Consider the following 22,404-nt stretch of genomic DNA (forward strand, 5'->3'; position numbering starts at 1 on the left):
CGAAACGCAATCGGTGCCGCAGACAATCCGGTCGCATCAAGTTTTGGCGTCATGAATATGCGATCGCGATAACGACGAATATGGCAATCGGCGTGCGTAACACACAACTGCGCATCGTCCTTGGCTTCCAGTAATTGCACCAGCATTTCGCTCAACCAGGCGGTTGATGGCATTCGTACGCCACGCGAACCGAACCAGTAGCGCAGCAAATTATAAATCCGGTCCGAACTCAATCGTCTGAGTTGCCTGATATCGAGGCAATCGCCGTCTTGGCAATCCTGCAAATCCTGTACAGCTAAGGCAATCAACAAGCGCTGCGCCGACTGCGCATGCTGGGCGGCCCTGGCAAGGCGCCCCTGGAAACCGGGAAACGATTGTCCCAGTGCCGGCATTACTGTATGTCGTAACGCATTACGCGCATAACGGAGATCAGCATTCGACTCATCCTCGATAAAGCGGATGTCGTTTTTAGCGGCAAACGCCGCCAACTCTGCGCGGGATGCCGCCAACAGCGGGCGCGCCATCTCCAGACTTGCGTTGCCCAACAAATCCGCAGCGACATTCTGGATATCCATGCCGGATAATCCCGCCACGCCTGAACCGCGCAACAATTGCAGCAAAACAGTTTCCGCCTGATCATCCTGATGGTGTGCAGTCAGAAGTACTGATGCCCGATGTTCACGGCATAAAGCACCCAGTGCGGCATATCGGCCGATGCGCGCAGCTTCCTCCAATCCATTCCTGGCCGATTTTACAACTGCAATTTTGCGTGCATCAAATTGTATATTCAATTGTCGGCACTGGGCCTCACAGTGCGCCAGCCAGTCGTCTGCATTGGGACTGATTCCATGATGGATATGAAAGGCGCACAGATCAAATTTATATTTGACCGAGAATGCATGTATCAGGTGCAACAACACAGATGAATCGAGCCCGCCGCTATAGGCAATCGCCAACTTCCGAGGAGCCTCATGTGTATCCGGAAGAACCGGGTCATCATCGACGGATGGCCTGCTCTGCAAATTGCCAGAAGCAGAAACGCGCGCCAGGATATTCTTTAGCGCGAGTTCGAAGGCTTCGTTGACCAACGCAGCCTGATTATTGTTCACAAACTTACTCCAAAGGCGAAATTTCCTTGAATTTACCGTAACCCATCAGTTTTTCATGGCGACTGGTAATCAGATCCTTTGTTTTCACGCCCTGGAACTGGCGCAGAGTATCGGCCAATGCGCGCTTGAGCAACGATGCCATCTGCTTCGGGTCGCGGTGGGCTCCGCCCAGTGGTTCGTTAATGATCTTGTCAATCAGCCCCATTGCCTTGAGTCGATGCGCTGTCAGGCCCAGTGCCTCGGCAGCATCGGAAGCGCGCTCAGAGGTTTTCCAGAGAATTGACGCACATCCTTCCGGGGAAATCACAGAATACGTTGCATATTGCAACATCAGCACCGCATCGCCGACCGCAATGGCTAACGCACCGCCAGAACCGCCTTCACCAATAATCGTGGCAATCAGCGGCACTTTAAGCTCGGCCATTACGTACAGATTGTGACCTATCGCTTCGGACTGTCCGCGCTCTTCGGCATCGATGCCAGGAAATGCTCCCGGAGTATCGACAAAAGTAAACACCGGTAAGCTAAATTTTTCAGCCAACTTCATCAGGCGCATCGCCTTCCGATATCCTTCCGGCTTGGGCATGCCGAAATTGCGCAATGCACGCTCCTTGGTATCGCGGCCTTTTTGATGACCGATCACCATGCAGGCTTGACCATTGAACCTGGCTAAGCCGCCCACAATAGACAAATCATCGGCATAAGTGCGGTCGCCATGCAGTTCGTGAAAATCGGTAAAAATTTCGCTTACATAGTCCATCGTATACGGACGTTGTGGATGCCGGGCAATTTGCGATACTTGCCAAGGGGTTAATTTTGCGTAAATATCCTTGGTCAGTTGCTGACTTTTTTTGGACAGCCTTTCAATTTCTTCGGAAATGTCGACCGCTGAGTCATCTTGCACGAAGCGCAATTCCTCGATTTTCGTCTCAAGTTCGGCGATCTGCTGCTCAAAGTTGAGAAATGTTGTTTTACTCATCGTATTTCCTTGTCACTCCAATTGGAGGTGGATTCAATATTCTACCGGGACAGGATCCAGGCTACGCCACAAATACCACGTAGCCACGGTTCGCCAAGGCTCCCAATTAGCGGCCACTTCACGCGCATCGCTACGTGAAACCGGCTCCCCAGAAAAATAATTCATGCTAATACCCTTGAGCAATCCGAGATCATCCAAAGGCAAAATATTCGGCCGCAGCAGATTAAATATCAAAAACATCTCGGCTGTCCAGCGCCCGATACCGCGGATCTGGATCAATTCTGCAATGACATCCTCATCATCCATTTCAATCCATTTGTCCGCATGTACCCGCTTTTCCTTGAAGTGATCGGCCAGATCAAGAATATATTCTGTCTTGCGCTTGGGCAACCCACAGCCCGCGAGGCCCTCTTGCCCGATCTTGAGCAATTGCGCAGGGGTGCATTTTGGACATGCCGACAACAGCCGTTGCCAAACCGCTTCTGCGGATTTGACTGATATTTGTTGCCCGACGATCGAACGCGCAAGGGTTGTAAACGGTTCGCCCCGGCCCACTAAATGCAGATCGCCGAATTGCGGAATCAATCGGCTCATGATGCGATCGCGCTTCATGAGCTGGACTTTAGCCTCCGGCCAATAAGCCGGAATATCCTGTATGGCTATTTTGTTTGTATCAGTCATGAACGACGCCATTCGGTAACGCCGCCAGCCTTGTCTTCCAATACGATCCCAGCGCTTGACAACACTGTGCGAATACGATCCGCCTCCGCAAAATTTCTGTTCTTTTTGGCTTCGACGCGGGCATTGATCATGGACTCGATTTCGTTTTCCGATAAAGATAATGCTCCTGAATCATGCACATCGTCGCCTGCTGCAGTACGGCCCTTCAGAAAATTTTCCGCTTCACGCTGCAGCAATCCGATCGTACCCGACAGACCGAGCAACTGACGCGCCACCGTGGGGTTTTTGCTTCGATTGAGTTCATTCGCCAACTCGAACAAAACGGCAATTGCCAGCGGCGTATTGAAATCATCCGCCATCGCCTCGGCAAAGCGCATCGCATATGGCTCTTGCCAGTCCAACGGGAATTTATCAGAGGCGACATTTTTGAGCGCAGTATAAAGGCGCGTCAATGCGCCCTTGGCGTCGTCAAGATGGGCATCGGAATAGTTCAGCGGGCTGCGATAGTGCGCGCGCAGGATAAAAAAGCGAATCACTTCCGGATCATATTTCTTCAGTACCTCACGGATGGTGAAAAAATTTCCCAGAGACTTCGACATTTTTTCATTGTCGATCCGCACGAATCCATTGTGCATCCAATAATTAACGAATCGATGTTGATGCGCGCCTTCCGATTGTGCGATTTCATTTTCGTGATGGGGAAATTGCAGATCCTGTCCGCCGCCATGAATATCAAATTGCTCACCTAGAATTTGCTCTGACATGGCAGAACATTCTATATGCCAGCCCGGCCGCCCTCGCCCCCAGCGCGAATCCCACTTGACCTCCTCCGGCTCAGTCTCCTTTGATGCTTTCCAAAGAACGAAATCCAGCGGGTCGCGCTTGCCAGCATTAAGGTCAACCCGCTCTCCGGCGCGCAGATCGTCCAGGGATTTTCCGGACAGCTTGCCGTAGCCGGCAAAGTCGCGCACCGAGAAATTGACATCGCCATCCGCAGCCCGATAGGCCAAGCCATTCATCTCCAGCTTCTCGATAATGCCCAGCATCTGGGGCACATATTGCGTGGCACGCGGCTCATGATCGGGTTTTTGCACACCCAGCGCCGCAGCATCCTCATCCATGGCCTGGATAAAACGGTTAGTCAACTGCGCAATGGTTTCACCGTTTTCTACCGAGCGTTTAATGATTTTGTCGTCAATGTCAGTGATATTTCGGACGTAAGTGACAACATAACCAGACGCGCGCAGCCAGCGCTGCACCATGTCGAATACCACCATCACGCGCGCGTGGCCCAGATGACAATAATCATAGACCGTCATGCCGCAAACATACATGCTGACCTTGCCAGGCACGATGGGAGTAAAAGCCTGCTTCTCACGCGCAAGCGTGTTGTAAATCTTTTGGGTGATCATCGGGTATTTGTTTCAGTCGAAAGTGTATTCGTTGCAATCTCTGTCCATGCTGACATGTAACGTGGTGCTACGCGAATCGCCGAAATCCTTTTAATAGTGCTTATTTGATAGAATGTCTTTTTCGCCGAAGTATAACATCGATAAATCCATGCCTTTTGCCACTCGCCACTCCCTGAATCTGTCCATCAATCGCGTCTTCGGCCGGATTATTGCCCTCTCGGGCCTGCTGGCTGCATTTTATGCAATGCCGGTGCTTGCTGACGACCTCTCTGAAGTCGGCAAATTAACCCAGTCCGGACAATACGGTGAAGCTCTTGCCAAGGCTAATGCCTATCTGGCCCGGCAACCGCGCGATGCGCAAATGCGATTCCTGAAGGGTTTGATCCTTACCGAACAAAATAAATCAACGGAAGCGATCGCTGTATTTACCAAATTAACCGAGGATTTCCCTCGTCTGCCGGAACCATACAATAACCTTGCTGTATTGTTTGCAGCCACAAATCAATATGAAAAATCGCGTATAGCACTGGAAATGGCAATTCGCACCAATCCGACTTACGCTACTGCGCACGAAAATCTGGGCGATGTATATGCCAAACTGGCAAGCCAGGCATACGACAAGGCACTGCAATTGGACACGAACAATGCCGCCGCAAAATCCAAGCTGACTCTGATTCGTACCCTGATGGGCAGCACCGCAGCCGGCGTCGCCCACAAAAACGGAACGGCTCCCGCATTGACGGCCAAACCTGCTGTTTTGGCCGCTACCGCGACAGAAAAACCTGCATCAGTGTCGCCCGAAACCAAAACAGAAGCACGCCCGAATGCAGCCAAAAACACACCGGTAGCTGCTGCCAATCCCCTCCCTGCAAAAGCAGAGCACACGGCCGCAGTCAAGCACGCGGCAAATACCGAGCCGCACCCTGCACCTAAGGAAAATACGGAGATCGGCGACATCATCAACGCTGTTAACAAATGGGCGAGCGCATGGAGCGATCAGGACATGAAGGGATATCTTGGGGCATACAGCAGTGACTTCCAGCCGCCGCAAGGACTGTCGCACAAAGCTTGGTCGGAGGAACGGCGCGCTCGCATAGAGGGAAAAAACCGTATCAATATCAAAATTGCATCGCCAAAAGTGGTGATAACCGGCGATTCGGCAACCGTAAAATTCCGCCAAAGTTACAAATCAAACAACTTCACTTCCAATAGCAGCAAAACCTTGTTGATGACAAAACAGGGCGGCAAATGGCAAATCAAGCAGGAACGAACAGGTAGCTGATGCGGTACTCCGTTTTACATTGGCGCCCAACAGCTATTGTTGGGCGCATTTTATTTTTAGGACTGATCTGGCTGCCATGTGCCTCAGGTCTGGCCGCCCCATCGTCACCTTTGCCGCCCCGCAATCAGGTCGCCATGCCCGCTGCGAATACGGACCCTGATGCGCTACTCATTGCCGTATACGAAGCATTGTCCGCCAATCGCCTCAAGGAGGCGCAAGCAAAAGCGGACGAACTAGTCACTATTTATCCAAATTTTCGTTTGGGTCACTTGATACGCGGCGACTTGCTGATGATGCATGCAAGCGCAGTAAGAAAGTTCGGCGCAACCGAGAATGCACCTGTTGGCAAGATGACCGATCTGCGCGATGAGGCAATGGCGCGCCTGAACTCGCTGCGAAAGCGACCGGATCTCGATTTAATGCCGCGCTCCGTGCTGCAGCTGATGGGCCAACAAAAAACTGTATTGGTTGTAGATGCAAAAAATTCTCGTTTATATGTCTACGAAAACCAGGGGGAGCAGTTAAAACTACTGTCTGACTATTACATTTCACAAGGCAAGTTTGGCACCGACAAAACCCGGGAAGGCGACCAGAAAACGCCAATAGGCGTTTATTACATTACCAGCCATTTGGCCAAATCCCGGCTGCCTGATTTCTATGGCGCCGGGGCATTGCCCATTAATTACCCGAATGAATGGGACAAGGCAAATGGTCGCAACGGTTCCGGAATTTGGCTGCACGGCACACCATCTGACAGTTATAGCCGACCGCCGCTGGCGTCGGATGGTTGTGTAGTCTTGACCAACCAGGATCTGGAAAAGCTTTTTTCCTCTGTGCAAATCGGAAAAACCCCCGTCATCATCAGCAATCACGTCGAATTCATCGGCAAAGCGAAATGGCAGTCGGAACGAGATGCAGCCATCAAAATGACCAATAAATGGCGTCATGATGCGGAAAGCACGGATTTGGCACGACTGAGCACGAACTATTCCAAAAAATTTAAATCGGATTCAGGGGATGATTTGAAGGCTTGGCTTGCAAAAAACCGGGATACGCTTGCCAGCTTTAGCGGGCAAGCCACCAAGCTGCGTGATGTTTCACTATTCCGCTATCCCGGCCAGAATGAAATGATCGTCGGTACCTTCACGCAAGACATCCCGATTGGCAAGACAATCAAATCCATCCGCAAGCGCCAGTACTGGTCCAAGGAAGGATCTCAATGGAAAATCATCTATGAAGCCAATATTTAAGGAGCCAATAATGCAACATGCACGCCGTCATTTCTGTACTTTGCTTACCGGATTAACGTTCAGCGGCGCGCTCGGCTGGGCCCAGGCTGCCGATACGCCACAAGTCTCCCTGAAAACCAGCATGGGTGAAATCGTACTCGAACTTTATCCGGAAAAAGCACCGAAATCCGTCGCCAATTTTTTGCAATATGTCAAAAACGGCCACTATAACGGCACCATCTTCCATCGTGTCATCGAGGATTTCATGATTCAGGGTGGTGGCTTTGACCGGAACATGCAACAGAAACCGACTGGCGCTCAAATCGAAAACGAAGCCAAAAATGGCCTCAAGAACGTCACCTATAGCATCGCCATGGCACGTACCGGCGCGCCACATTCTGCCACCGCACAGTTTTTCATCAACACCAACAATAACCGGCCACTGGATTATCCAAGCCCGGACGGCTGGGGCTACGCTGTTTTCGGCAAAGTCATCAAGGGCACTGAAGTCGTCGACAAGATAAAAGCGGTTCCCGTTGCCGATTCCGGCATGCATCAGAATGTACCGGTTAAGGCAGTGGTCATTGAGTCGGCCTCACTTATCCGCTAAATTGTGAAAAATTGGCACAAGTTAGAAAATCCTGTCAACGCATACAAAAAGGACTTTTATGGCAGTCATCCTCACCACCAACCACGGCAACATCACACTTGAACTAGATGCTGAAAAAGCACCTAAAACGGTTGAAAATTTCCTCAACTATGTCCGTTCCGGGCATTACAACGGCACCATTTTCCATCGTGTCATTGACGGTTTCATGATTCAGGGCGGTGGATTTGAGCCCGGCATGAAACAAAAATCTGCCAACAATTGCGTCGAGAATGAGGCCAAGAATGGTCTGAAGAACGCGCAATACACAATTGCAATGGCACGCACATCGGATCCGCACTCGGCATCGGCACAGTTTTTCATCAACACCAAAGCCAATGACTTTCTCGACTATCCCGGACAGGATGGATGGGGTTACTGCGTGTTCGGCAAGGTGGTGGAAGGCACGGACGTGGTAGACAAGATCAAGTCAGTCAAGACCACCCGCGCAGCCGGCGGACATGCCGACGTCCCGGTTGAAGACGTCATCATCGAAAAAGCAGAACTGGTTTGAATTTCATCGCCCGGTTTTAACCCGCAGTCAACCTTATGACGACAGTCTCTTCGATGGCGCAACCGGCGACGGCTGCGCTTTTTATTTCCGACCTGCATCTGAGCCAGTCGCAACCCTGCACTACCCAGGCGTTTTTCACTTTCCTGCAACAGCGTGCCAGCCAGGCGCAAGAAGTGTATTTATTGGGAGACTTGTTTGAGTACTGGGCCGGCGACGATGACTTGGATGACCCGTATAACAAGAGCGTAGCGAATGCACTGCGGGCGCAGAGCGACGCCGGCGTCAGGATATTCTGGATCGCAGGCAACCGCGATTTTCTGGTAGGCACTACGTTTGCCGAGACGACAGGGGTGACACTGCTGCCGGATCCGTTTGTAACCGATATCGGCGGCCAGCGCATCGCGCTGGCACACGGCGACATGCAGTGTACTGACGACACTGCCTACATGGCATTCCGGGCGCAAGTCAGGCAAGCGCAATGGCGGGCGACATTCCTGTCGCTACCATTATCGCAACGCAAGACCATCATTGCCGGCTTGCGCAATGACAGTCGCCAGGCTAAAAGCATGAAATTGCAGGACATCATGGATGTCAACGCGCTGGCGATCGATGATTTGTTTGATGCGACCGGCACAGCGATCCTGATTCACGGCCACACCCACCGCCCTGCCCGCCATGCATCGATCAGGAACGATAAGCAACGCGTCAGATATGTGTTGCCCGACTGGGATCTCGATACGAACGTGCCGCGCGGCGGCTGGATTGCAATCGATACGAATGGAGCAATCAGGCGCTTCGATATTGCCGGACATGAGATTCCAGAGTCGCTTCAGGAACATGAGAAATAGGGAGTATGCATAAAAATACCTTATCTCGTCACACAATTAAAGCGGACATTAAAAATACCGTGCAATGTATTTAATAATTGACCGAAGCCTTCGAATAGCCGGCCAAGCATCACTCAAATTGTTTTCTGAAGGTCTCGAACTGCTCGGTCAGCCAGTCGACTTCGCGCCGTAGCCGCACCACTTCCTCCTCCAGTTGACCAACCCGGTCATGCCGCGAAGACGCGACCACCACACTACCTGACGCAAAGCTCGCCGCAGTTTCCTGCTGCGTCAAAACATCGTCGCCGGACAACAAATGCGCATAGCGGGATTCCTTGGTGCCGGGTGTCTTAGGCAAACAGGCAACCAGCGGCGGATACTTGTCCATCAGGAACTGCAATCCGGATTCGACTTCGGCAATCGAAGTAAAATCATGCTGCCTTGCACTACGGCCTCGAATTTCACCGGCAGTTTGAATGCCGCGTAACATCAGCTGGGTAAGGATTGCCAGTTTGTCTTGCTCCAGCAGCCATACTATACGCAAGCGATGCTCATACTTCGATACTCGCGCACCGGCCTGGCGCACCTCGGCTACAAACTTTTTTTGCATCAGGCGCAGCAGAATATCCTGCACAGTACTCTCGGAAATCGACATAACCGGGTCGCGGCTCGATAGCTGATTACAGCCGTTGACCAGCGCATTGAGCGATAACGGGTAATTATCCGGTGTCAATGCTTCTTTTTCGGCCAGAACGGCCAATACCCGGATCTCGAAAACATCTAGCACATGGCCGGCATCGGAGCGCTGTTCGATCGCGCCTTCGAGATTCAATTGCGTATCCAATTTAACTACCTCATTCCACAAGCTTGTTCATCTGGTCCGGATTGAATTTGTCCGACTCTGGAGCACTATCGCAGGCGATGCCCGCAACTTTCAAGGCCTTCATCATTTTCTCGATCTGGTGCTCCTGCGCTGCCGCGTTATTAATTAAGCCATGCAGCGCCTTGGATAGTGGATCATCCCCATTCGGCGTGACGCCGTACGCTGCAAACATGCGTGCAGTCGATTCTTCCCTTGACTCCGGCGCGCTTTTTTGAATAATGCGAGCCGGGTTGCCAACCGCCGTCGCCCCCGCCGGCACGGCTTTTACGACGACCGCATTGGAACCTATCTTGGCGTTCTCACCCACGGTAAAGCTACCCAAAACTTGTGCGCCAGCGCCGATAATTGCACCCCGTTCCAGCGTCGGATGGCGCTTAACGCCCTTGTAGAGCGAAGTTCCGCCAAGCGTTACGCCTTGATAAATGGTGCAATCGTCACCAATTTCAGCGGTTTCGCCAACCACCACGCCAAACCCATGATCAATGAATACGCGACGTCCGATTATGGCTCCGGGATGAATTTCAATGCCGGTGAAAATTCGTGCGATATGCGAAATGAACCGCCCCAGCCATTTCAAATCATGCGTCCAGCACCAACGTGCCCATCCATGCGCGATAATCGCATGCAGCCCCGGATAACAGGTCAAAACCTCCCATGCATTGCGTGCCGCCGGGTCGCGCGCAATGATGTTGCGAATATCTTCTCGAAGATTGCTGAACATAAAAATTGGAGTAAGTAGGCGAAAACGCGACATTAACGCTCAAGAGGAAGATTCACCGTGCCATCGAATGCAAGTGTCGCAACAAAAAACCGCATGCTTGAAGCGAGCAAGGCCCGAATCGATGACAGGCCTTGCTTTGTAATTTATACCGCAGCAATGCGCTGGCGCCGCGCCTCGTACAGGCAAATGCCGGAAGCGACCGAGACATTCAGGCTCTCCACCGAGCCAAACATCGGCACGCTCACCAGTACGTCGCATGTCTCGCGCGTCAAGCGCCGCATGCCCTCTCCTTCCGACCCCATTACAAGCGCCGCGGGACCGGAGAAATCTCCCTGATAAATGGTTTTTTCTGCATCCTCCGTGGTGCCGATCAACCAGATGTCCCGATCCTTGAGATCTCGCATGGTGCGGGCCAGATTGGTCACAGTAATATACGGCACCGTTTCCGCTGCACCGCTGGCAACCTTGGCGGCCGTTGCATTGAGCCCTACCGCGCGGTCCTTGGGCGCTATAACCGCATGTGCGCCGGCACCATCCGCCACCCGCAAACAGGCACCCAGATTATGCGGATCAGTAATGCCGTCCAGTATCAAGAGCAAAGGCGGCCCGACGATTGCGTCCAGCAATTCATCCAGATTGCGCGCCAGGGAAAGTTCGCCGGCCTTGGCCACCACTCCCTGATGACGGCGTGTGCCGATGATATTGCTCAGGCGTTGATCATCAGCCTGAATAATTCGTACCTTGACAGCTTCCGCAGCGCGGACCAATTCCTGCATGCGCCGGTCATGGCGCGCGGAGTCGATATAAATCTCTTCAACCGAGGAGGCATCATGGCGCAAACGTGCTGTTACGGCATGAAAGCCGAAAATCATTTTACTCTTCATCTTTATCGCTTCTTTTTGGCCGCTTTAATTGCTGTTTTTGGTGCGCGTGCCTTTGCCGGCGCTGCCGCTGCACGCTTGACGGACTTTGGTTTGACAGCTTGTTCTGTCCCGGAAAGCGACTTGTTTTTCTCTGAGCCAACCTTGCTTTTCTTGCCGGAGGGACTTGTGCGGCGCGCCCCGTCCTTGACAGAATTTACTGCGCCCAACTCACTCACCAGACGCAAATCAATCTTGCGTGCATCAATATCGACACGGCTGATTTGCACGGTTACCCGATCTGTCAATTGGTACCGCTTTCCGGTGCGCTCGCCACGCAACTCATGCCGCGTCTCATCGTATTTGAAGTAATCGGTGCCCAATTCGGTAATGTGCACCAAACCTTCGATGAAAAGTGAGTCAAGTTGCACAAAAATGCCAAAGGTCGTCACGCCGGAAACCGTACCGGTGAATTCCTCACCGAGTTTATCGCGCATGAAATAACATTTCAGCCAGGCTTCGACATCGCGCGAGGCTTCATCGGCACGACGCTCATTTGCAGAGCAGTGCACTCCCAGTGCATCCCAGATCGTCAGATTGGCTTCCGGCTTCACCTTGCCCTGCGCCTTGTCCTTAACCTGCTGGCGCCGGGTGGATGTCGACAGGGTCGTGTTCAGCAGGCTGGGGTCGATCCCTTTAGGCTCATATCGCTTGCCTTGGATAATCGCCTTGATCGCGCGGTGCGTCAACAGATCCGGGTAGCGACGAATCGGGCTGGTAAAGTGAGCGTAAGCCTCGTAGGCTAGTCCAAAATGTCCGATATTGTCAGGACTGTAGACAGCTTGCTGCATGGATCGCAGCAACATGGTTTGCAGCAAAGGCGCATCCGGGCGGAGCTTGATCTTATCCATCAACTCGGCATAATCGGAGGTTGCCGGGGAATCGCCTCCCCCTAGGAAAAGGCCGGCTTGCTTGAGGAACGTTTTAACCTGATTCAGTTTTTCTTCGGTGGGGCCGGCATGAATACGGTACGTGCCGGGATGTTTATGCCGTTGCAATAGGTCGGCAGCACAAACGTTTGCACCCAACATGCATTCCTCAATGATCTTGTGAGCATCGTTACGGGTGCGCGGAATGATTTTTTCAATCTTCCCTGACGGATTACATACGATATAGGTTTCAGTAGTCTCAAAATCGATTGCGCCGCGTGCTTTCCGAGCCTGCAATAAAGCGTGATAAACGGCATTCAGATTCAACAGATGCGGCACCAGCGACTGGCGCCGCGAAGCCGCCAAGCCGTTGGTATCGGCAAGAATCTCGGCTACTTCGGTATAGGTAAACCGGGCAGCGGAATGCATGACTGCAGGATAGAACTGATATGCCTTGATTTCACCTTGTGCGCTGATCACCAGATCGCACACGAGCGTCAACCGGTCTACGTCCGGATTGAGCGAACAAAGGCCATTCGACAATTTCTCCGGCAGCATAGGAATGACACGGCGCGGGAAATAGACCGATGTGCTGCGTTCGAGAGCATCATGGTCCAGCGCATCATTAGGTTTTACATAGTGACTGACATCTGCGATAGCAACGATTAAACGAAAGCCATTGCCACGCCCAATTTTGATGGATTCACAATAAACGGCATCATCAAAATCCCGTGCATCTTCACCATCAATAGTGACTAACGGAATATCGCGCAAATCGACCCGATCAGCCAAATCCGCTGCCAGCACTTCGGCAGGAAGTTTAGCCGCCAGTTTTGTCGCTTCCACAGAAAACACATGGGGCACGCCGAACTTACGCACGGCGATCTCTATTTCCATGCCAGGATCATCAATATCGCCCAATACTTCGACAATCTTTCCTGCCGGCTGAGAGTAGCGGGATGGCTGTTCGGTTAATTCGACACTGACAATTTGACCCGATTTCGCCTTGCCCAACGAACCGATGAGCAAAATATCCTGCCCAATCCGCTTGTCTTCCGGCACTACAATCCAGGCACCGCTTTCGTTCAACAAACGCCCGATGATGTAGATATTGGCCCGTTCAACCACCTCAACGATACTGCCCTCAGGACGGCCGCGCCGATCAGTGCCTATAATTCTTGCTTGGACGCGATCTCCGTTCAAGACTTTCTGCATCTCTTTTTCCGGAAGAAATACATCTGCAGTGCCATCCTCTGGAATCAGGAATCCGTAACCATCGCGGTGGCCGCTAACCCGACCTAAAATAAAGCTGGACTGGTCTGCCAGTCGATAGCATCCATTCTGGTCGGGCTTGATCTGACCATCACGGTCCATCGCTTTCAAGCGTCGAATCAAGCCATCAAATTCATCTGATTTGACATTAAGCGACAACGCTATGGATTGCACATCCAAGGGCACGTTGGTTGAACGCAGAATACTGAGAATGTCTTCTCGGCTAGGAATAATGTAGGGAAATTGGCTCAAAAGGATATGTAAGTAAGTTTTAGCAAGAATATGCCGTAGTGTAACGGAGGCAGGGAAATTCTCCTAACCAGTGCAAACCCGAGGAAAATATATGCCTTCAGTTGTTGACATCTGACTGCATTGCTTTATAATTTCAGTCTTTCGCGGCTAATCAAAGTTTGAAACCAACTGCAAAGTACACATACTAGCAGATGAAATTAAAATTGGATTGGGCTTTATCTGGATTCAGGCGAAATTTGATGCACAGTATTTTCCATCTTGCTTAAATGAGATGATAGCGGTTGCAGTGCCCACGTGGCGGAATTGGTAGACGCGCATGGTTCAGGTCCATGTGCCTTTGGGTGTGGGGGTTCGAGTCCCTCCGTGGGCACCAAAAATATTTTGAGAAGTATGCATAGAAGCTCGTTTTCAATTGAAATCAATTGATTACGGGCTTTTTTGTTTGTTTCTCCCTATTCGCCCATGATGTCTAAAAATAGCGACGTGTAAGGCGAACTCCACTGTCCAGACAAATTCTCACTGCGCTGAAGATAAAACTCTGTTCAATTCGATAGCCAAACGGCACTCCCCGGTTCTTCTGCACGGGTAACATTGTCCTCCGCTCCGCCACTCTTCACAGGTAGCAAAATCCCCCCCCGCATCGCCAAATTCATCCACAAACTTCGCACTGCCATCAATTATCACCAGGCGCATCATGTCTGATGTTTTGTACATCCGATGATTATGGGCCGCTCCTCCTTGTAGATAAAAGGGAGGCAACGCACCCACAGGACTGTTAAATCCATTGCTGAACATTCTGGTTTTTCCAGCGCGTCCGGGTTGAAGCGCAGTGCGCCATTGCTCAGCCGCCGGTCACAGGCGGAAAGAATGCCACCTCGCAGCCTTCACTAATCAGCATTTCCGGTTCCGTCATCACCTGGTTGCAGGCCATGCGCAGGGTGCGGCCTTCCGCCAGGGATTCGGCCCATGCGCCGCCGCGTTCGATCAAAAAATGACGCACGTCGCCGACCGTGCGCACGTGCGCCGGCAGCGTGACGGATTCCTGGCTGGTGCCGAGGGTTTCGCGGATGCTGGCGAAGAAGCGGAGCTGGATGTTCATCAGTGGAGGAGTTCGCTAAAAGGAATGAAATTGACCATGTCGCCGCGGGCAATGGCGCAGCCCGGCGGATTGTCGATCAGGCCGTCGCCCCAGACGGTGGAAGTGAGCGCGCCCGAACTCTGGTTCGGGAACGGGTCCAGTCCGCCATCGGCGTTGATTCTGGCGCGCAGGAATTCGTTGCGGCGGTCGGCCTTGCTCTGGCTGAAATCGGCGCGCAGCTTGTATGCCCGGGGCGCGACCGCCTGCACGCCCTGCAGACGCAGGATGAAGGGCCGCACGAACAGCAGGAAGGTGACGAAACTCGATACCGGATTGCCGGGCAATCCGAGGAAGAAAGCCGTGCCCTCGCCCGCACCCCGGTTGATTTCGCCGAAGGCCAGCGGCTTGCCGGGCTTGATCGCGATCTGCCACAGGTTCAGGCGCCCTTCTGCTTCGACCGCCGGCTTGATGTGGTCTTCCTCGCCGACCGAGACGCCGCCGGAGGTCACGATCAGGTCGTGCTCCTGCGCGGCGCGGCGCAGCGTGGCGCGGGTGGCGGCCAAATTGTCGGGCACGATGCCGTAATCGGTGATGGCGCAACCGAGGTTTTCCAGCAGGCCGCGCAGCGTAAATCTGTTCGAGTTGTAGATCGCGCCTGGCTTCAATGGCTCGCCGGGCATCGCCAGTTCGTCACCGGTGAAAAATACCGCAACGCGCAGCTTGCGCACCACCGGCAATGCCGCCAGGCCGACCGAAGCAGCGAGCCCGAGTTCCTGCCCGCGCAGGTGGGTGCCGGCCGGCAGGATGACGCTGCCGGCGCGGATGTCTTCGCCGGCGCGGCGGATCCATTCGCCGACCGGCGGTGCATGCCGGACGGTGACCTGCTCGCCGGCCCGCTCGCACACTTCCTGCATCACTACCGCATCCGCTCCATCGGGAATCATCGCGCCGGTGAAAATCCGCGCCGCCGTGCCGGGCTGCAGCTCTTGGCCGACATGGCCGGCCGGAATCCGCTGCGCCACGGCCAAGGTCGCCGCCCCGCTGGCGCAATCTGCCGCGCGCACCGCGTAGCCATCCATCTGGGTATTGTCTTGCGGCGGCACGTCGAGTTGCGAGCTTTGCGCAACGGCCAGGATGCGGCCGTTGGCCTCCAGCGTCGGCAGGATTTCGACTTCGGTTACCGGTTTGGCGGCGGCCAGCAGCAAATCCAGCGCTTCGACGGCGCTCAGCAGCGGTTTATTTTCGATCATCGTTTGTCCAATCATACCTATGGCAGTAAAAAACTATGCCGCAATTGATATATGCGGTAAGTTCAGTGTTTTTTCCTATACTCCCACGTTTATTCTCATTCATGCAGCGGGATGCTGATGCGCTCTGGGAACGCCCTCATCCCCGGCCCTTCTCCCGCGTGCGGGAGAAGGGAGAAATGCACAGGGTTTTTACAGGCCCGTATGTTTGGCGATGAACGCCTTCATCTGTTCGACATCGGCCGGCATCACGTCGAAACGCTGCGGCAAGGCTTCGATGTTCTCGAAGCCGGCCGGGCGCTCGGCGTCGGTGCCCAGCGCTTCCAGGATGGTTTCGTTGAACTTGGCGGCCAACGCGGTTTCCAGCACGATCATAGTCACGCCCGGCGTCAGGTGTTCGCGCGCGACCTTGACGCCGTCGGCGGTGTGGGTGTCGATCGTGATGCCGTATTCGTCCTGGACGTCGCGAATGGTGTCGAGCCGGTCCTGGTGGGTCGATTTGCCGGACAAAAAGCCGTACTGCGCGACCTTGGCGAATTCGTCGCCGTCGCTGCCGGGCTTGCCGGACAGGTCGAAGCCGCCGTGGGTTTCGACCTTCTGGAACAAGGCGCGCACGCGATCGCCGTCGCGCCCCAGCAGATCAAAGATGAAGCGCTCGAAATTCGACGCCTTCGAGATGTCCATCGACGGGCTGCTGGTGTGGTAGGTTTCGGCCGACTTGCGCACCCGGTATACGCCGGTGCGGAAGAATTCGTCCAGCACGTCGTTTTCGTTGGTGGCGGCGACCAGCTTGTCGATCGGCAAGCCCATCATGCGCGCGATGTGGCCGGCGCAGATGTTGCCGAAATTGCCGGACGGCACGGTGAACGACACCTTTTGCGTGTTGTCGGTGGTGGCTGCCAGGTAGCCGCGGAAGTAGTACACCACTTGCGCGACCACGCGGGCCCAGTTGATCGAGTTGACGGTGCCGATCTTCTGGCGCACCTTGAATTCGAGGTCGTTGGAGACTGCCTTGACCATGTCCTGGCAATCGTCGAACACGCCGTTGACCGCGATATTGAAGATGTTCGGGTCTTGCAGGCTGAACATCTGAGCGGTCTGGAATGCGCTCATCTTCTTGTGCGGCGACAGCATGAAGACGCGGATGCCCTTCTTGCCGCGCATCGCGTATTCGGCCGCGCTGCCGGTGTCGCCGGAGGTGGCGCCGAAGATGTTCAGTTCCGCATTATTCTTGGCTAGCGTGTATTCGAACAGGTTGCCCAGCAACTGCATCGCCATGTCCTTGAAGGCCAGCGTCGGGCCGTTCGACAGCGCCTGCAGCATCAGCGTCCTGGCGCCGCCACGGCCGACGGTTTCTTCCAGCAGGTGCAGCGGCGTGATCTGGCTGGCGTCGTCGCCTTCGCGCGCATTGCAGTACACCTCGGCGGTATAGGTCTTGCGGGTCAGCGCCTTGAGGTCGGCGTCCGGGATGTCGGTGGCGAATTTCTTCAGCACTTCATAGGCCAGGTCGGCATACGACAGCTTGCGCCATGCATTCAGTTCTTCTCCGGTGATCCGCGGATATGCGGCCGGCAGGTACAGGCCGCCGTCCGGGGCCAGGCCGCCGAGCAGGATATCGGAAAAGGATTGTGGTGGGCAGGATTGGGCGCTGCCGGAGCGGGTCGAAACGTATTGCATAGTTGGGCTGTAAGTATCGGCTGCACGGCGCCGGAAGTCACGCAAACTGACGCAATCCGGTGCCGCACGAGCGCTGAAGGTTGGTTATCGGGAGTGGCGACTATTATAGCTGCGCCGCTCTCGCTGCGGGCGAAGCGGAAAGGGCCTTGTCGCCCTCTTTTCGCGCAATTCCTTTCGAATCGTTGCACTTGACTGAATGATAAATATACGAGCGGCAGTATTAATATATTCCGCAATGAGTAATTGCGGAAAAGCATTTGTTTTCCCCCATACCCCCGCTAACAAGCCGCATGATTGACCGTCACCGCATGAATCGCCAGGCCGCCAAGCGAGGTTTCCTTGTACTTGGCCTGCATGTCGGCGCCGGTCTGGCGCATGGTTTCGATGACTTCGTCCAGGCTGACGTAGTGGGTGCCGTCGCCTTTCAGCGCCAGCGAGGCGGCTGTGATCGCTTTCACCGCGCCCAGTCCGTTGCGCTCGATGCACGGAATCTGCACCAGGCCGCCGATCGGGTCGCAGGTCAGGCCGAGATGATGCTCGATGCCGATTTCGGCCGCATTTTCGATCTGCTCGTTGCTGCCGCCGAGCGCGGCAACCAGGCCGGCAGCAGCCATCGCGCATGCCACCCCGACCTCGCCCTGGCAGCCGATTTCGGCGCCGGAAATCGAGGCATTGCGCTTGCACAGCATGCCGATTGCGGCTGCCGTCAGCAGGAAGGCGCGCACGCCGCTGACCGGATCGCTCGGATGGCAATCCTCTGCGTAATAGCGCAGCACTGCCGGGATGATGCCGGCGGCGCCATTGGTAGGCGCGGTGACGACGCGGCCGCCGGCGGCGTTTTGCTCGTTGACGGCCATCGCGTACAGGCTGACCCGGTGCAGCGCATCGTGCGGCAGCACATCGGCCGGATCCTGCGCCGTATGCCACAGCGCGGCGGCGCGGCGCTTGACGTGCAGGCCGCCCGGCAGCTCGCCCTGCACCAGCAGCCCGCTGGCAATGCAGTCGTGCATCACGCCCCAAATCCGATCCAGCCCGGCATCGAGTTCCTGCGCGCTGCAATGCGCCTGTTCGTTGGCACGCAGCATGGCGGCTATGCGCAGCCCGCTGTCGCGGCCATGCTGCAGCAGGTCCGCCATGGTGTCGAACGGATATGGCAAGGCGACTGCGGCCGGCGGCAGCGGCGCGCCGAGTTCTCCGGCGCTGCAAATGAAGCCGCCGCCGACCGAATAAAACACCGCCTCGCTGCTGCTGCCGTCCTTGCGAATCAGGCTAAAGCGCATGCCGTTCGGGTGCGCGGGCAAGCTTTCCTGCTTGAACCAGAGCAAATCGCGCGCCACATCGAAATCGACCGGGTGCTGGCCGAGCAACGCGATCCGGCCGCCGCTCCTGACCGCAGCCAGCTTGGCGGCGACCGATTCCGGCGCAATTTCCTGCGGTGTTTCGCCCATCAGGCCGAGCAGCACCGCGCCATCGGTCGCATGGCCGACACCGGTCAGGGCCAGCGAGCCGTACAGCGCCACTTGCACCCGCACTGCCTGCTCCAGCGCCGGGCATTCCAGCAAAAAACGGCGCGCCGCCAGCATCGGCCCGACCGTATGCGAACTGGACGGCCCGATGCCGATTTTGAAAAGGTCGAATACCCGCATGTCCATAGTTGTCTCTTTTATATTTTTTAGCTTCTCAAATAACGCAGCACCGTAGGTCGGGTTAGCGATAGCGTAACCCGACATGCCCCGCAAATGTCGGGTTACGCAATGAAGCCGCTAACCCGGCTTGCATAAATTTTTTGTGCGGCAATGTTTTTCAGCATGTCAGCCGTCAGTTGCTCCAGATCGGCCTGCGGCTGCCAGCCCCAGTCGGCGCGGGCCTGGCTGTCATCCAGGCTGTGCGGCCAGCTGTCGGCGATCGCCTGCCGCTGGTCCGGCGCATAGCGGATCTCGAATTGCGGCAACACGCGCGCAATCGCCTGCGCCAGTTCGCTCGGGCTAAAACTCAGGCCAGCCACATTGTAGGCAGAGCGCACCCGGATTTGCGCTGCCGGCGCGTCCATCAGCGCGATCGTGGCGCGGATCGCATCCGGCATGTACATCATCGGCAAGGTGGTGTCGGGGCCGAGGTAGCACTGGTAACAGTCGCCCCGCAGCGCGGCATGGAAGATCGCAATCGCATAATCGGTGGTGCCGCCGCCGGGCGGCGACTTGTAGCTGATGATGCCGGGGTAGCGGATGCTGCGCACATCGACGTCGAATTTATGGAAATAATATTCGCACAGGCGCTCGCCGGCCAGCTTGCTGATGCCGTACATGGTGGTCGGATCCATGATCGTGGTTTGCGGCGTGGCGACGGCTGGCGTGTGCGGGCCGAAGGCGGCAACCGAGGACGGCCAGAATACCCGCAGCGGCGCGCCGGCCTGCCCGCGCTCGCGGGCGATTTCCAGGATATGCAGCAAACCGTCCATGTTCAAGGCCCATGCCTTCAACGGGGATTGCTCGCCGGTGACCGACAGCATGGCCGCCAGCTGGTACACCTGGGTGATTTGATGGCGTTCGATCAGGCGCTGCATGCGCACCGCATCCAGCACGTCGAGTTGTTCGTACTGTGCCGCGCGATGCAGATTGGCGCCGAGGTCGGATGCGATCACGCCTTCCGCGCCGTGTTGCGCCGACAGCGCCTCCACCAGTTCGCTGCCGATTTGCCCGTTGGCGCCGATAACCAGGATTTTTTCCATTGCAGTTTTCCTTATCTATTCAGCAAGCCAAGCTCGGTTCCGGCCTGGGCAAAGGCGGCCAGCGCCGAATCCAGTTGCTGCGTGCTGTGGGCGGCCGACAACTGCACCCGCACCCTGGCCTGCCCCATCGGCACCACCGGATAAAAGAAACCAGTGACCAGCACGCCCAGCTCGTACAGGCGCTGCGCAAACTGTTGCGCGACCTTGGCATCGAACAGCATCACCGGCACCACCGGATGGGTGCCGGGCTTGATGGTGAAACCCAGGGTTGCAATTTCGCGCCGGAAGTAGGCGGTATTCGCATGCAGCCGGTCGCGCAATTCGGTCGAGGCCGACAGCCGCTGCAGCACCGACAACGAGGCGCCGGCAATCATCGGCGCCAGCGTGTTGGAAAACAGGTACGGGCGCGACTTCTGGCGCAGGGTGTCGATCACCTCCCGGCGCGCGGCGGTGAAGCCGCCCATCGCGCCGCCCAGCGCCTTGCCCAGCGTGCCGGTGATGATGTCGACGCGCCCCATCACGCCGTGGTGCTCGTGGGTGCCGCGTCCGGCAGCGCCCATGAAGCCGCTGGCGTGGCATTCGTCGATCATCACCAGCGCGCCGTAGCGCTCGGCCAGATCGCAGATCCGGTCGAGTTGCGCAATCGTGCCGTCCATCGAGAACACGCCGTCGGTGGCGATCAGCGTATGGCGCTTGCCGGCTGCGGCGGCGGCCTGCAACTGCGCTTCCAGATCGGCCATGTCGTTGTGCTGGTAGCGGTAGCGCGCCGCCTTGCACAGCCGGATGCCGTCGATGATCGACGCATGGTTCAGCGCATCCGAGATGATCGCGTCCTGTTCGTCGAACAGCGGCTCGAACAGGCCGCCGTTGGCGTCGAAGGCGGCCGCGTACAGGATCGTATCCTCCATCCCGAGGAAATCCGACAGCGCGCGCTCCAGCTGCTTGTGCACGGTCTGGGTGCCGCAGATGAAGCGCACCGAGGACAGGCCGTAGCCGTATTGCTCGGTCGCCTTGACTGCCGCCTGCACCGTGGCTTCGTCGCCCGACAGGCCCAGGTAATTGTTGGCGCACAGATTGATCAGCCGGCGGCCGTCGTCGCACACCACCTCGGCGCCCTGGCGCGAAGCCAGCACGCGTTCGGGCTTGTACAAGCCTTGTTCGCGCAAACTGTCGAGCTTTTCGCCTAAGCCATGGATAAACAGTTGTTTCCGGCTTGCTGCTGCATTCATGTCTCTCTCTCTTTTAATGGATCCGGCATCGTTTTTTAAAAGCCATCTGTTACGATGGGGGAAATTTAATCTAAATACGAAATTCCAATATACAGAACTACTATCCAATATAATGGATATTACTGACAACAGAAAACTTTTGCAATCATGAAAAGCGCGCAGCCTGTTAATTCCCCGCCTGAAATCGGTGCCACCCTGCAAAAACTGCGGCTCGCCCGCGGCTTGACGCTGGAAGACCTGTCGCGCGTGGCCGGCGTCTCGAAGTCGATGCTATCCCAAATCGAACGCGAAAAAGCCAATCCGACCATTGCCATTACATGGCGCCTGGCCAATGCGCTGGGGGTCGGCATCGGCGAATTGCTGACCGGGCAAACCCCGGATGCGGCAACCATACGCATTCTGGAAGCGCACGAAACCCCGACCCTGCCGGGCAATCACGCCGGTTATGTGATGCGCATCCTGGGGCCGATGGAACTGGCCGGCAAATTCGAATGGTACGAATTGACGCTAGCGCCCGGCGGCGAACTGGCCTCCGGCGCGCACGACCCCGGTACGGTGGAGCATCTGACGCTGCTGCACGGCGCGATGGAGCTGGAAGCCGGCGGCGAAAAGAAAAAACTGAAAATCGGCAGCACCGCCCGTTATCCGGGCGACCAGGAGCACGTCATCCGCAATGCCGGAAAAACCGAAGCCAAGGCGCTGATGGTGGTGATCCACCGCTGAAGCAAGCAAGGACTTCAAATGCGATGCAACATGCATCCACGACACGCATCCGCCATACACAAACAATATTTTTTACATTGAATTTATTCACAAAATGAATAACTGACATTGGAATTTAGAATTTGC

At 55.6% G+C, this 22,404-nt stretch carries 20 protein-coding genes and 1 tRNA gene; 7 read left to right on the top strand and 14 right to left on the bottom strand.

From position 1 onward, the window contains the following. The 4 genes from tilS to cysS all read right to left on the bottom strand — a co-directional run. Nucleotides 1-1,109 (bottom strand): tRNA lysidine(34) synthetase TilS (gene tilS, locus HMCN_RS17695; RefSeq protein ID WP_025917651.1); only part of this gene is annotated, 1,109 nt, incomplete at its 3' end. Between the two features lie 4 nt (nt 1,110-1,113). After that, on the bottom strand, nt 1,114-2,088 hold the full coding sequence (locus tag HMCN_RS0112160) for an acetyl-CoA carboxylase carboxyltransferase subunit alpha (protein ID WP_025917652.1): 975 nt from the start codon (nt 2,086-2,088) through the stop codon (nt 1,114-1,116). A gap of 33 nt (nt 2,089-2,121) precedes the next feature. Further along, the gene (locus HMCN_RS0112165; RefSeq protein WP_035626931.1) at nt 2,122-2,769 is read right to left on the bottom strand and encodes a DNA-3-methyladenine glycosylase; all 648 of its coding nucleotides are present in this window, start codon (nt 2,767-2,769) and stop codon (nt 2,122-2,124) included. Continuing rightward, nucleotides 2,766-4,181 carry a cysteine--tRNA ligase gene (gene cysS, locus HMCN_RS0112170; RefSeq protein ID WP_025917654.1) on the bottom strand — a complete coding sequence of 472 codons (1,416 nt, stop codon included), beginning with the start codon at nt 4,179-4,181 and terminating at the stop codon, nt 2,766-2,768. Before cysS ends, HMCN_RS0112165 begins: the two co-directional genes overlap by 4 nt. A gap of 148 nt (nt 4,182-4,329) precedes the next feature. On the opposite strand from cysS, the gene HMCN_RS0112175 reads away from it, so the two are divergent. From HMCN_RS0112175 to HMCN_RS0112195, 5 genes are read left to right on the top strand one after another with little or no spacing between them, the layout of a single operon-like run. After that, nucleotides 4,330-5,463: a tetratricopeptide repeat protein gene (locus tag HMCN_RS0112175; protein WP_025917655.1), complete on the top strand. Its 1,134-nt coding sequence runs from the start codon at nt 4,330-4,332 to the stop codon at nt 5,461-5,463. Continuing rightward, nucleotides 5,463-6,713, top strand: a complete 1,251-nt coding sequence (locus HMCN_RS0112180; RefSeq protein ID WP_051566946.1) for a murein L,D-transpeptidase family protein — start codon at nt 5,463-5,465, stop codon at nt 6,711-6,713. Before HMCN_RS0112175 ends, HMCN_RS0112180 begins: the two co-directional genes overlap by 1 nt. Nucleotides 6,714-6,723: 10 nt before the next feature. Further along, nucleotides 6,724-7,302, top strand: coding sequence for a peptidylprolyl isomerase (locus HMCN_RS0112185; protein WP_025917657.1), 579 nt, complete (start codon nt 6,724-6,726; stop codon nt 7,300-7,302). 58 nt (nt 7,303-7,360) lie between these two features. Continuing rightward, on the top strand, nt 7,361-7,852 hold the full coding sequence (locus HMCN_RS0112190) for a peptidylprolyl isomerase (protein ID WP_025917658.1): 492 nt from the start codon (nt 7,361-7,363) through the stop codon (nt 7,850-7,852). 35 nt (nt 7,853-7,887) lie between these two features. Then, nucleotides 7,888-8,700, top strand: coding sequence for a UDP-2,3-diacylglucosamine diphosphatase (locus HMCN_RS0112195; protein WP_025917659.1), 813 nt, complete (start codon nt 7,888-7,890; stop codon nt 8,698-8,700). Nucleotides 8,701-8,809: 109 nt separating this feature from the next. Here HMCN_RS0112195 and HMCN_RS0112200 read toward each other — a convergent pair whose 3' ends face one another. The 4 genes from HMCN_RS0112200 to rnr form a co-directional block, all read right to left on the bottom strand. Beyond that, entirely contained in the window at nt 8,810-9,523 is a 714-nt protein-coding gene (locus HMCN_RS0112200; RefSeq protein WP_025917660.1) for a YceH family protein, read from the bottom strand. 10 nt (nt 9,524-9,533) lie between these two features. After that, nucleotides 9,534-10,283 carry a serine O-acetyltransferase gene (gene cysE, locus HMCN_RS0112205; RefSeq protein WP_025917661.1) on the bottom strand — a complete coding sequence of 250 codons (750 nt, stop codon included), beginning with the start codon at nt 10,281-10,283 and terminating at the stop codon, nt 9,534-9,536. Between the two features lie 143 nt (nt 10,284-10,426). Continuing rightward, entirely contained in the window at nt 10,427-11,167 is a 741-nt protein-coding gene (rlmB, locus tag HMCN_RS0112210; protein ID WP_025917662.1) for a 23S rRNA (guanosine(2251)-2'-O)-methyltransferase RlmB, read from the bottom strand. Nucleotides 11,168-11,169: 2 nt separating this feature from the next. Further along, nucleotides 11,170-13,596: a ribonuclease R gene (gene rnr, locus HMCN_RS0112215; RefSeq protein WP_025917663.1), complete on the bottom strand. Its 2,427-nt coding sequence runs from the start codon at nt 13,594-13,596 to the stop codon at nt 11,170-11,172. Between the two features lie 288 nt (nt 13,597-13,884). Here rnr and HMCN_RS0112220 point away from each other — a divergent pair. Further along, a tRNA-Leu gene (locus HMCN_RS0112220) sits at nt 13,885-13,969 on the top strand. A gap of 468 nt (nt 13,970-14,437) precedes the next feature. Here the strand turns inward: HMCN_RS0112220 and moaD are convergent. From moaD to kbl, 6 genes are all read right to left on the bottom strand, one after another. Continuing rightward, the gene (moaD, locus tag HMCN_RS0112225; RefSeq protein ID WP_025917664.1) at nt 14,438-14,695 is read right to left on the bottom strand and encodes a molybdopterin converting factor subunit 1; all 258 of its coding nucleotides are present in this window, start codon (nt 14,693-14,695) and stop codon (nt 14,438-14,440) included. Then, nucleotides 14,695-15,924 (bottom strand): gephyrin-like molybdotransferase Glp, encoded by a 1,230-nt coding sequence (gene glp, locus HMCN_RS0112230; protein WP_035626935.1) that lies wholly within the window; start codon nt 15,922-15,924, stop codon nt 14,695-14,697. The genes moaD and glp overlap by 1 nt, the downstream gene beginning before the upstream one ends. A gap of 189 nt (nt 15,925-16,113) precedes the next feature. Beyond that, a complete protein-coding gene (thrC, locus tag HMCN_RS0112235) occupies nt 16,114-17,598 on the bottom strand; it encodes a threonine synthase (RefSeq protein WP_025917666.1) in 1,485 nt (494 codons plus the stop codon). A 278-nt stretch (nt 17,599-17,876) separates the two neighbouring features. Beyond that, on the bottom strand, nt 17,877-19,250 hold the full coding sequence (locus tag HMCN_RS0112240; protein ID WP_025917667.1) for an L-serine ammonia-lyase: 1,374 nt from the start codon (nt 19,248-19,250) through the stop codon (nt 17,877-17,879). A 95-nt stretch (nt 19,251-19,345) separates the two neighbouring features. Continuing rightward, nucleotides 19,346-20,326, bottom strand: a complete 981-nt coding sequence (locus HMCN_RS0112245; RefSeq protein WP_025917668.1) for an NAD-dependent epimerase/dehydratase family protein — start codon at nt 20,324-20,326, stop codon at nt 19,346-19,348. Between the two features lie 11 nt (nt 20,327-20,337). Continuing rightward, complete coding sequence (kbl, locus tag HMCN_RS0112250; protein WP_025917669.1) at nt 20,338-21,555, bottom strand: glycine C-acetyltransferase; 1,218 nt, start codon at nt 21,553-21,555, stop codon at nt 20,338-20,340. A 147-nt stretch (nt 21,556-21,702) separates the two neighbouring features. Here kbl and HMCN_RS0112255 point away from each other — a divergent pair, with 147 nt between their 5' ends. Beyond that, entirely contained in the window at nt 21,703-22,278 is a 576-nt protein-coding gene (locus tag HMCN_RS0112255) for a helix-turn-helix domain-containing protein (protein ID WP_025917670.1), read from the top strand. Nucleotides 22,279-22,404 lie beyond the last annotated feature (126 nt).

It is taken from the genome of Herminiimonas sp. CN, from assembly GCF_000622895.1.
Taxonomy (GTDB): domain Bacteria; phylum Pseudomonadota; class Gammaproteobacteria; order Burkholderiales; family Burkholderiaceae_D; genus AVCC01.

What these genes read in the sequence shown, in the direction of transcription:
- HMCN_RS0112245 (WP_025917668.1), bottom strand. Translation starts at nt 20,326, where the DNA reads ATGGAAAAAATCCTGGTTATCGGCGCCAACGGGCAAATCGGCAGCGAA.
- HMCN_RS0112190 (WP_025917658.1), top strand. Translation starts at nt 7,361, where the DNA reads ATGGCAGTCATCCTCACCACCAACCACGGCAACATCACACTTGAACTA.
- thrC (WP_025917666.1), bottom strand. Translation starts at nt 17,598, where the DNA reads ATGCAATACGTTTCGACCCGCTCCGGCAGCGCCCAATCCTGCCCACCA.
- HMCN_RS0112240 (WP_025917667.1), bottom strand. Translation starts at nt 19,250, where the DNA reads ATGGACATGCGGGTATTCGACCTTTTCAAAATCGGCATCGGGCCGTCC.
- glp (WP_035626935.1), bottom strand. Translation starts at nt 15,924, where the DNA reads ATGATCGAAAATAAACCGCTGCTGAGCGCCGTCGAAGCGCTGGATTTG.
- moaD (WP_025917664.1), bottom strand. Translation starts at nt 14,695, where the DNA reads ATGAACATCCAGCTCCGCTTCTTCGCCAGCATCCGCGAAACCCTCGGC.
- HMCN_RS0112255 (WP_025917670.1), top strand. Translation starts at nt 21,703, where the DNA reads ATGAAAAGCGCGCAGCCTGTTAATTCCCCGCCTGAAATCGGTGCCACC.
- cysE (WP_025917661.1), bottom strand. Translation starts at nt 10,283, where the DNA reads ATGTTCAGCAATCTTCGAGAAGATATTCGCAACATCATTGCGCGCGAC.
- HMCN_RS0112175 (WP_025917655.1), top strand. Translation starts at nt 4,330, where the DNA reads ATGCCTTTTGCCACTCGCCACTCCCTGAATCTGTCCATCAATCGCGTC.
- kbl (WP_025917669.1), bottom strand. Translation starts at nt 21,555, where the DNA reads ATGAATGCAGCAGCAAGCCGGAAACAACTGTTTATCCATGGCTTAGGC.
- HMCN_RS0112160 (WP_025917652.1), bottom strand. Translation starts at nt 2,088, where the DNA reads ATGAGTAAAACAACATTTCTCAACTTTGAGCAGCAGATCGCCGAACTT.
- HMCN_RS0112165 (WP_035626931.1), bottom strand. Translation starts at nt 2,769, where the DNA reads ATGACTGATACAAACAAAATAGCCATACAGGATATTCCGGCTTATTGG.
- HMCN_RS0112195 (WP_025917659.1), top strand. Translation starts at nt 7,888, where the DNA reads ATGACGACAGTCTCTTCGATGGCGCAACCGGCGACGGCTGCGCTTTTT.
- HMCN_RS0112185 (WP_025917657.1), top strand. Translation starts at nt 6,724, where the DNA reads ATGCAACATGCACGCCGTCATTTCTGTACTTTGCTTACCGGATTAACG.
- HMCN_RS0112180 (WP_051566946.1), top strand. Translation starts at nt 5,463, where the DNA reads ATGCGGTACTCCGTTTTACATTGGCGCCCAACAGCTATTGTTGGGCGC.
- cysS (WP_025917654.1), bottom strand. Translation starts at nt 4,181, where the DNA reads ATGATCACCCAAAAGATTTACAACACGCTTGCGCGTGAGAAGCAGGCT.
- rlmB (WP_025917662.1), bottom strand. Translation starts at nt 11,167, where the DNA reads ATGAAGAGTAAAATGATTTTCGGCTTTCATGCCGTAACAGCACGTTTG.